A 7042-nucleotide genomic window follows, 5' to 3' on the forward strand; every position below is an offset into this window, starting at 1 on the left:
CGGCGCACGCCCGACATGAACCCATTGAAAGACTCCACCCGCAGCCCTTCGCCCGCCGCCCGCCGCAGCGGCGAGGGGCACAGCCGCGCCACGCTGCGCACGCGCATGGCGCGGCTGCGCCCGTCGGTGCCGCCGGCGTGGCGGGAACGCTTCGACGCCTTCTGGTCGGCGCGCAACCCGCGCGAGCAGGCCATCCTGGGCGGCGGCACCGCCGTGCTGGCCCTGGTGCTCGGTTACCTGCTGCTGTGGGAGCCGGCCGCCGACGGCCGCGAGCGGGCCGCGCGCAACCTGCCGCAGCTGCGTGCCGACCTGGCCGAGATGGAAACGCTGGCGCAGGAAGCCCGCGGCCTCAAGGCCACGCCGGCGCCGTCGCTGCGCGGCGATGAACTGACCCAGGCGCTGCAGGAAAGCCTGGGCCAGTACGGCCTGAAAGCAACGCGGCTGGCGGCCGCCGCCGATAACAGCGTGCAGGTGCAGCTGGACAAGGTCCCGTTCGGAGCGGTCAGCACCTGGCTGCAGGACGTGCGCCAGCAGCAGCGCATGAAGGTGATCGATGCGCGCGTGGTCTATGTCGGCGCGACGGCGCTGGTGAACGTTACCGCGACCCTGCAGGGTCCGGGTGGCCGCAGCTGATGGTGCGGCTGGAAACCCTGCGCCTGCCGCGGCGCGCGCTGCGCCAGCCGGCCGCCGCGCGGCGCCTGCGCTGGCTCGGGCTGGGCCTGGCCACGGCCGCGGTAACCACCGTGGCGATGCTGCCGGCGACGTGGATCGCCACGCGCGTCGCCACGCAGACGCAGGGACGCGTGCTGCTGGCCGATGCCAGCGGTTCGCTGTGGCGCGGCAGCGCCACGCTGGCGTTGTCTGCCGGTGCCGGCAGCCAGACCGCCACCGTGCTGCCCGGCCGGCTGCACTGGACGCTGGCGTTCTGGCCGCTGCTGACCGGCCGCGCGCGGCTGGTGCTGACCCACTCCGAGGCCATGGCCGCGCCGGTCGCGGTCACCGCCACGCCGGGCGGCTGGACCGCGCAGTCGGGCGCGATGCGGCTGCCCGCGTCGCTGCTCGAGGGCGTGGGCGCGCCGTTCAACACGCTGCGCCCGGACGGCCTGATGCGGGTGGACTGGTCCACGCTGCAGGGCCGGTTTTCCGGCCAGGGCATGACCGGCCATATGACGCTGCGCATCGAGCAGGTATCGGCCGCGGTCAGCCGGCTGCGCCCGCTCGGCAGCTATCGCGCCGAGATCGACTGGACCGGCGCGGGCGGCGGCAAGCTGCAGCTGAGCACCATCGATGGTCCGCTGCACCTGGAGGGCAGCGGCACACTGGGGCGGCAGGCGCGCTTCGAAGGTACCGCGCATGCCGAACCCGAGGCCGCGACGCAGCTGACCAGCCTGCTGAGCCTGCTGGGACGACGAGACAACAATGTGACTAGGCTGCGTTTCTGATGCCACGCAGATCGCACAGCCCACGGAAATGACTATGACCACCCACGCCAACCGACCTGTTTTCAAGACCGCCTGCGCCCGCGCCGTGGCATTGCTCTGCGGGCTCTCCTTGCTGGCGCCCGCGCCGCTGTGGGCCCAGCCCGGCGCGCCGGCCTCGCGCGGCCAGGCAAACCCGGGCACGCCGCCGGCGCCGCCCGACGTCACCCCCGCCAATCGCGACCAGGTGGTGCTGAACTTCGTCAACGCCGACCTCGACTCCGTGATCAAGGCGGTCGGCCAGGCCACCGGCAAGAACTTCGTCATCGACCCGCGCGTAAAGGGCACCGTCAACCTGGTCACGGAGCAGCCGGTCTCGCGCGCGCAGGCGCTGCAGACGCTGGGCTCGGTGCTGCGCATGCAGGGCTATGCCATGGTCGAGAGCAACGGCTTCACCAAGGTCGTGCCCGAGGCCGACGCCAAGCTGCAGGGCTCGCCCACCGTGATCGGCGGCAGCCCGAGCCGCGGCGACCAGGTGGTGACGCAGGTGTTCCGGCTGAACTACGAGTCGGCCAACAACCTGGTGCCGGTGCTGAGGCCGATGATCGCGCCCAACAACACCATCACCGCCTATCCGGCCAACAACACGCTGGTGATCACCGACTACGCCGACAACCTGCGCCGCATCGCCCGCATCATCGCCGCGGTCGATGCGCCGGCCTCGGGCGAGGTCGAGCTGGTGCCGCTCAAGCACGCGCTGGCCAGCGATACCGCGGCGGTGCTGCAGCGCCTGCTGGACCCGGGCGCCGCGGGTGCCACCGGCGGCGCCGGCGGCGCGGCGGTCGATGCCAGCCTGCGCACCTCGGTAGTCGCCGAACCGCGCAGCAATTCGCTGATGATCCGCGCCACCAGCCGCGCGCGCCTGCAGCAGGCGCGCCAGCTGATCGAGAAGCTCGACCAGCCCTACGCGCGCCCCGGCAACATCTGGGTGGTGCCGCTGAAGAACGCGGATGCGATCAAGCTGGCCGCGACGCTGCGCGCCATCGTCGCCGCCGACAGCAGTTTCGCCACCACCACCCAGCCCGGCGGGCAGGCCGGCGGCATCGGCGGCGCGGCGGGCATGACCAATGTCTCGACGCCGACCGGCGGCCAGTTCACCGGCGGCGCCACCACTACCCAGACCGGCATGCGCGGCGGCACCGGCACCGGCGGCGGCACCGGCGGCGCCTATGGCAACTCGGCCTTCGCGGCGTCGTTCGGCACCACCACGCAGCCAACCACGGGCGGCATCATCCAGGCGGACCCCTCCACCAACTCGCTGATCATCACCGCCAGCGAACCGGTCTACCGCAACCTGCGCGGCGTGATCGACGACCTCGACGCGCGCCGCGCGCAGGTCTATATCGAGTCGATGATCGTCGAGGTGACCGCCACCCAGGCGAGTGAACTCGGCATCCAGTGGCAGGGCCTGATCAGTTCGTCGAGCGGCAACAACAACGTCTTTGCCGGCACCAACTTCGGCACCGGCGGACAGAACATCCTGAACCTGACCCTGGCCGGCGCCCTGGCCGACGCCAACCGCTCCGCCGGCATCGCCGCCGCGCAGCAACTGGTCCCCGACATCGGCGGCCTGAACCTGGGCATCGTCAACCGGGCCATGGGCCTGGGCGCGCTGCTGCGCGCCCTGGGCACGAATGGCAGCGTCAACCTGCTGTCGACACCGAACCTGATCACGCTCGAGAACGAGGAAGCCAAGATCCTGATCGGCCAGAACATCCCGATCACCACCGGCTCCTACGCCCAGACCGGCGGCGCGGCCTCGGTCACGCCGTTCCAGACCTTCGACCGCAAGGACGTCGGCATCACGCTGCGGGTCAAGCCGCAGATCACCGACGGCGGGCTGGTGAAGATGCAGATCTTCCAGGAATCGTCGAACGTGGTGCAGGCAACCGCCAACCTGATCCAGGGCCCCACCACCAACGTGCGGTCGATCGAGACCAACGTGCTGGTCGACGACGGACAGATCATCGTGCTGGGCGGCCTGATCGAGGACAACTATGGCGACGGCGTGCAGAAGGTGCCGCTGCTGGGCGACATCCCGCTGATCGGCGGCCTGTTCCGCTACGAGAACAAGAACCGCTCGAAGACCAACCTGCTGGTGTTCCTGCGGCCCTATGTGATGCGCACGGCCGGCGCCACCGACCGCCTGACCGCGGACCGCTACGACTATATGCGCGCGCAGCAGCAGGGCTTCGTATCGCCTAACATCATGGTGCGGGACACCAACACGCCGCTGCTGCCGCCGGCCGACGCGCCCACCACGCCGTTCGTCAACCCGCGCACCAACGGCCCCGTGGCCGGGCCGCTGCCGCTGCCCCAGACGCTGCCGCAGAGCGCGCCGCAGCCGGGCGTGCCGGGTCAGCCACAGCCGCTGCAGGCGGTCCCGCAACCGGTGCCCGAACCGGTACCGCAACCCGCGCCACAACCCGTGCCGCCGGCGCCGGTGGGCGCCCCGCAGCCGCTCAACTCGCGCGGCGAAGCCGCACTCCCGTATTGAGGCCCGTCATGGCCAGCGAAGTCCAAACCGCCCTCTCCGCCCCTGCCACCGGCAGCGCCGGCATCAACCCGCCGGCCGAGCTCGAGCCGCCGTCGCCGATGGCGGCGCGGCTGGTCTCCTACGGCTTTGCGCGCGAGGCGCCGCTGCTGATCGCGCACCAGCGTCCCGACGGGCTCGAGGTGTGGGTCAGCCGCGCCACCTCGCCCACGGCGCTGGCCGAAGTGGCGCGCGTGCACGGCGCATTGCGCCTGCGCGTGCTCGAGCCCGAGGCGCTCGAGCATGCCATGTCCGACGCCTATAACCGCCAGGACGGCAGCGCCGCGCAGGTGGTGGGCGAAGTCGAGGGCGAGGTCGACCTGTCGCGCCTGATGCAGGACATTCCCGCGGTGGAAGACCTGCTGGAATCCGAAGACGACGCGCCCATCATCCGCATGATCAACGCGCTGCTGACGCAGGCCGCGCGCGAAGGCGCCTCGGATATCCATATCGAGCCGTTCGAATCGTCGTCGGTGGTGCGCTTCCGCGTCGACGGCACGCTGCGCGACGTGGTGCGGCCCAAGAAGGCGCTGCACGGCGCGTTGATCTCGCGCATCAAGATCATGGCGCAGCTCGACATCGCCGAGAAGCGCCTGCCGCAGGACGGCCGCATCACCCTGCGCGTGGGCGGGCGGCCGGTCGACGTGCGGGTCTCGACGCTGCCCACCGGCCACGGCGAGCGCGCGGTGCTGCGCCTGCTCGACAAGGAAGCCGGCCGGCTCGACCTGGCCAAGCTCGGCATGGCGCCCGACACGCTGCGCGGCTTCGACCACCTGATCCGCCAGCCGCACGGCATCGTGCTGGTGACCGGGCCGACCGGCTCGGGCAAGACCACCACGCTCTATGCCGCGCTGTCGCGGCTGGATGCGCGCACCACCAACATCATGACGGTGGAAGACCCGGTCGAATACGACCTCGACGGCATCGGCCAGACCCAGGTCAACCCGCGCATCGACATGACCTTCGGCAAGGCCCTGCGCGCGATCCTGCGCCAGGACCCGGACGTGGTCATGATCGGCGAGATCCGCGACCTGGAAACCGCGCAGATCGCGGTGCAGGCGTCGCTGACCGGCCACCTGGTGCTGGCCACGCTGCACACCAACGACTCGGCCTCGGCGGTGACGCGGCTGGTCGACATGGGTATCGAGCCGTTCCTGCTGTCGTCGTCGCTGCTGGGCGTGCTGGCGCAGCGGCTGGTACGGCGCCTGTGCCCGCACTGCAAGCGCGAGGAAGTGATCGAGGTCACGCCCGCCGAGGCCGACGTGCTGCACGCGCAGGGCAAGCCGCTGCAGACCGTCTGGCACCCGGTCGGCTGCGACAAGTGCGGCCAGTCGGGCTACCAGGGTCGTATGGGCGTCTACGAGCTGCTCACGGTCGACGATGAAATCCGCACCATGATCCATCGCCAGGCGCCCGAATCGGAAATCAAGCAGGTGGCGCTGGCGCACGGCATGCACACCATGCGCGGCGACGCGCAGCGCTGGATCGACAGCGGCGCGACCTCGCTCGAGGAAGTGCTGCGCGTCACGCGCGACTGACGCGGAGCCGCCCGCATGCCAGCTTTCCGCTATGAAGCCGCCGACGCCGCCGGCAAGACCGACCGCGGCGTGATCGAGGCCGACAGCGCGCGCCAGGCCCGCACCCAGTTGCGCGCGCGCGGGCTGACGCCGCTGACCGTCGATGCGCTCGCCGGCGCCGGCCTGGCGCCGCGCGCCGGCAGCCAGCTGTTCGCGCGCAAGCTGTCGACGCAGGAGCAGGCGCTGTTCACGCGCCAGCTGGCGAGCCTGATCGTGGCCGGCCTGCCGCTGGACGAGGCGCTGGGCGCGCTCGCCGACCAGGCCGAGCGGCCCTATGTGCATGAACTGCTGGCCGGCATCCGCGCCGAGGTGATGGGCGGCAGCGCGCTGTCGGTGGCGCTGGCGCAGCATCCGCGCGATTTCCCGGACATCTACCGCGCGCTGGTCTCGGCCGGCGAGCACTCCGGCCACCTGGGCCTGGTACTGGAGCGGCTGGCCGGCTATATCGAGTCGCGCAACACGCTGACCTCCAAGATCCGGCTGGCCTTCACCTATCCGGCCATCGTCACGGTGGTGGCGTTCGCGATCGTGATCTTCCTGCTGTCGTACGTGGTGCCGCAGGTGGTGAGCGTGTTCGCCAACACCAAGCAGAAGCTGCCCACGCTGACCATCGTCATGCTGTGGCTGTCGGATTTCGTGCGCAACTGGTGGTGGGCGGCACTGGCGGTGATCGCGGTGGCCGCGTTCAGCATCCGCCGGCTGCTGCGCCAGCCCGCGGTGCGGCTGGAATGGCACCGCTGGCTGCTGACCGCGCCGCTGCTGGGCAAGCTGGTGCGCGGCTACAACACCGCGCGCTTTGCCGGCACGCTGGCGATCCTGGTTTCCGCGGGGGTGCCGATCCTGCGCAGCCTGCAGGCCGCCGGCGAGACCCTGACCAACGAGGCGCTGCGCGCCAACGTGGAAGACGCCAACACCCGCGTGCGCGAAGGCGCCTCGCTGGCGCGCGCGCTGGCGGCGCAGAACCAGTTTCCGCCGGTGCTGGTACACCTGATCCGCTCGGGCGAAGCCACCGGCAACCTGCCGGTGATGCTGGACCGCGCCGCGCAGGGCGAAGCGCAGGAACTGGAACGGCGCACGCTGTTCCTGACCAGCCTGCTGGAACCGCTGCTGATCCTGACCATGGGCGTGGTGGTGCTGCTGATCGTGCTGGCGGTGCTGATGCCGATCATCGAGATCAACCAGCTGGTGCGGTAGGGCTGCTGCGCTGATGGCGCTTGAAGGAGTCTGATGACCCTGGCGAACGCTTCCCTCTCCCGCGCGCGGGATGTATAGACCGAGGACATGGTGGACACATGTGCGAGGACATGGTGGACACATGTGCGAGGACATGGTGGACACATTGTAGAGGTCAGGAAGTTGCGTCCCTGGGTGATGTTTGTGGCCTGCACGCCGCAGCGGCGTGCAGGTTAATTTCGCCGATCTCGAAGCGGCTGAACCATATGGTCAGCACGCCG

At 70.7% G+C, this 7042-nt stretch carries 5 protein-coding genes; all 5 read left to right on the forward strand.

The features are described from left to right. Positions 1–15: 15 nt before the first annotated feature. The 5 genes from C7416_RS28290 to gspF all read left to right on the forward strand — a co-directional run bounded on the left by C7416_RS28290 (position 16) and on the right by gspF (position 6782). Positions 16–633: a type II secretion system protein M gene (locus tag C7416_RS28290; RefSeq protein WP_111521932.1), complete on the forward strand. Its 618-nt coding sequence runs from the start codon at positions 16–18 to the stop codon at positions 631–633. Continuing rightward, complete coding sequence (gspN, locus tag C7416_RS28295; protein WP_111521933.1) at positions 633–1442, forward strand: type II secretion system protein N; 810 nt, start codon at positions 633–635, stop codon at positions 1440–1442. Before C7416_RS28290 ends, gspN begins: the two co-directional genes overlap by 1 nt. Before the next feature lie 34 nt (positions 1443–1476). Continuing rightward, positions 1477–3975, forward strand: a complete 2499-nt coding sequence (gene gspD, locus C7416_RS28300) for a type II secretion system secretin GspD (protein ID WP_111521934.1) — start codon at positions 1477–1479, stop codon at positions 3973–3975. Positions 3976–4073: 98 nt separating this feature from the next. Continuing rightward, positions 4074–5549: a type II secretion system ATPase GspE gene (gspE, locus tag C7416_RS28305; protein WP_050976489.1), complete on the forward strand. Its 1476-nt coding sequence runs from the start codon at positions 4074–4076 to the stop codon at positions 5547–5549. A gap of 15 nt (positions 5550–5564) precedes the next feature. Beyond that, a complete protein-coding gene (gene gspF, locus C7416_RS28310) occupies positions 5565–6782 on the forward strand; it encodes a type II secretion system inner membrane protein GspF (RefSeq protein ID WP_111521935.1) in 1218 nt (405 codons plus the stop codon). Positions 6783–7042 lie beyond the last annotated feature (260 nt).

Source organism: Cupriavidus phytorum, assembly GCF_003254285.1.
Classification (GTDB): Bacteria; Pseudomonadota; Gammaproteobacteria; order Burkholderiales; family Burkholderiaceae; genus Cupriavidus; species Cupriavidus phytorum.